Source organism: Priestia endophytica (assembly GCF_026790145.1).
Classification (GTDB): Bacteria; Bacillota; Bacilli; order Bacillales; family Bacillaceae_H; genus Bacillus_I; species Bacillus_I endophytica_A.
The window spans coordinates 1-2,294 of sequence record NZ_JALAMS010000069.1; the positions used below are offsets into that span (position 1 = coordinate 1).

General features: G+C 35.0%; 5 protein-coding genes. 3 read left to right on the forward strand and 2 right to left on the reverse strand.

Annotation, left to right across the window (positions count from 1 at the left end; genetic code table 11):
* Window positions 1-109: 109 nt before the first annotated feature.
* Together MOC86_RS26385 and MOC86_RS26390 are read right to left on the reverse strand one after the other, a co-directional pair.
* Entirely contained in the window at window positions 110-415 is a 306-nt protein-coding gene (locus tag MOC86_RS26385; RefSeq protein WP_268586867.1) for a hypothetical protein, read from the reverse strand.
* 121 nt (window positions 416-536) lie between these two features.
* Complete coding sequence (locus MOC86_RS26390) at window positions 537-713, reverse strand: hypothetical protein (RefSeq protein WP_268586868.1); 177 nt, start codon at window positions 711-713, stop codon at window positions 537-539.
* Window positions 714-899: 186 nt separating this feature from the next.
* On the opposite strand from MOC86_RS26390, the gene MOC86_RS26395 reads away from it, so the two are divergent.
* The 3 genes from MOC86_RS26395 to MOC86_RS26405 all read left to right on the forward strand — a co-directional run.
* Window positions 900-1,112: a helix-turn-helix transcriptional regulator gene (locus tag MOC86_RS26395; protein WP_268586869.1), complete on the forward strand. Its 213-nt coding sequence runs from the start codon at window positions 900-902 to the stop codon at window positions 1,110-1,112.
* 480 nt (window positions 1,113-1,592) lie between these two features.
* Window positions 1,593-1,730 (forward strand): hypothetical protein, encoded by a 138-nt coding sequence (locus MOC86_RS26400; protein WP_268586870.1) that lies wholly within the window; start codon window positions 1,593-1,595, stop codon window positions 1,728-1,730.
* Between the two features lie 483 nt (window positions 1,731-2,213).
* Window positions 2,214-2,294, forward strand: an 81-nt coding sequence (locus MOC86_RS26405; protein ID WP_268586833.1) for an N-acetylmuramoyl-L-alanine amidase, incomplete at its 3' end; no start/stop codon positions are given.

The following is a 2,294-nucleotide window of genomic DNA, read 5'->3' on the forward strand; positions in this document are numbered from 1 at the left end:
TTTCCTTATTTTAACATACTCGGTTAATTATTTGGTTTACATAATAGATCTTACGGGAAGTGCATGAAATTCCATATGTTGAGTAAAATATAAAAGATGCCGTTAGGCCTCAAAGCACCCCTATTCTATATAAGCGTGTTGATGTAAAATTTAAAGTGACGGATAAAATCTGTTGTAACGTTCGCAATGTTTTTTCTTCTAACGCTAAAGGTGTGCGATAAATCAGCTTGATTTGTTTCGTACTTTTACACTCTCGAACAAGCTGAGGATATTGATGGTCTTTTCCGTTTTTTATGCTGATATGGTATTGTTCAAAAATTTGTTGTACGACTTGATGTTCCTCACTCGATATGTTCTTTCCAAACCATAAAGCCACAGCCCCAGTCAAAGCAGGAATCGCTATAAGTTCCCACATCCTCTTCACTCCTTCTTTTTTATCTTCTATAGATAGTTCCTTGAAAAAGGAAGCTTCCACATGCCGTTCTTATCTCATTAAACCCATTCCTTTTTTTCTTCTAGCCTGGTCGGTACCCTGGTCATAAGAAAGGAAGGAAAGAGGACAATGTATACAAAAAATAGAGCAAGCTCCCCAATATACCCATATTCATTCCAACGTGCATGATGACTCTTACTTTTCCTTTATCGACCCAACCCTTTTTCTCCGCATAAACCACCGTAAATAACACTAGGCTTGTTCCCAGGACTGTAACCATATGGATCTCCTCCTAAGTCGGTATAGTGGAATGTATGTTGAATGGGTTGTTCAACTTACCTTGTTTCATGCAAAAAGTTTACTTTCTTTGTATCAGTTGTTTGCTTTCTTTGTATCAATTGTGTATGAATCTTCTGCAATATGGGCATAGATGAAGATATAAGAACATACTATAGAGGTGTAAAGAATGGGAGTAAAAAAGACGAAACTAAAAAATTGGTTAGCAAAAGAGGGACGGTCTCAAGCATGGTTGGCTAGAAATTCAAATGTTTCAAGACATGCACTTAGTGAAATCTGCACTGGCAAACGAGATCCAAATATGTCTACAGTGAAACAAATTATGTCAGCTATTAAAAAGGTACAAAAAGATGCGAAAGTTGAAGATTTTTTCGATGTTTAATCAAGGTAGAATAATGTCGTGAAAAAGAGAATAGTTATATATCATAAATATACTTAAGACCGCCTTATATACTAATGCATACTGGGCGGTCTTTGTTATGGGTATACTTATAATTTTAAAAAGCTTGAGCTCTTGTATATAGCCTTAAGGCTATTGATTGAGGTTCTCATGTTGTTTTCGTTGACTACGAATATAAGAAGAAATCTTGCTGTAGTAATATTTTTTCACTTCTCCAAAAGGAATTCAAATTTCCCTTTCCTCAATCATCTCATATACCTCATCTAAAATTTGATCTCGTTTGTTTGGTCTAAGTTTAACATTGGGATATTTCATTGTTTTTATATATCGTTCTTTCAATTCCTGATGTCTGACATTCCCCATTAAATACTGATATGAATAGCTTTAATTATTCACTTCTGTATTTAACGTTACCGTATAGTGTATCAATCCTTTTCGATTAAGGATAAGTTGAAGAAGAGAGTGTACAAATACAGTTCTTTAGAGCGAGCATGGACAAAAGAAATCAAGGAAGAGGAAGTAGAAAAGGAAAAAGGGACGGTTGCCCAATGGATTGATAAAAATTGTATTGTGGTAGAACAAGCATCGCCATCAACCTAACAAAATTAAATACCCCATGTCCATCAAACTAATGAAACAAAATTTTTCCAAAACGAAAAAAACGCTATTCTTTCAGAAGAATACTCGAAATCCCCCCATTTCGGGTAGCTTCAACTTTGGGTGAAACCTGTCCGAAATGGGGGGGTTCATATACAAGTTATTTTTGTACTAGATCCTTATTGATTGTTCCAATATACTAACGACAGATACAAGTAATTCATTTAAGTAAAAGCGTTCATTGGAGTTCAAGGGAGTTCAAGGGAGGTTATTAAAGATAAGAAGTCGAATTATAAAAACACATGAGTAAAACATAAGGGAAAGGGGATGGGAAAATTAATTTATCATTCATGTTATGAAGTGGATGTAAGTAGAAACTCAGAAAAAAATGAACTAAAGGGAAAAATGATCCATTTTTTGGATGATAAAATGAGAAATCACTGATAATAAAATAGGTTTAATTACGATAGGGATGGGGGATGCTTAATGAAACTTTATTTAGATCCAGGTCATGGGGGTTCTGATCCAGGGGCTGTGGGCAATGGCCTGAATGAAAAAGAGATTGTA

Bases quoted from the DNA above. Each gene is read 5' to 3' on its own strand.
- MOC86_RS26385 (WP_268586867.1), bottom strand. From the start codon at position 415: ATGTGGGAACTTATAGCGATTCCTGCTTTGACTGGGGCTGTGGCTTTA.
- MOC86_RS26390 (WP_268586868.1), bottom strand. From the start codon at position 713: ATGGTTACAGTCCTGGGAACAAGCCTAGTGTTATTTACGGTGGTTTAT.
- MOC86_RS26395 (WP_268586869.1), top strand. From the start codon at position 900: ATGGGAGTAAAAAAGACGAAACTAAAAAATTGGTTAGCAAAAGAGGGA.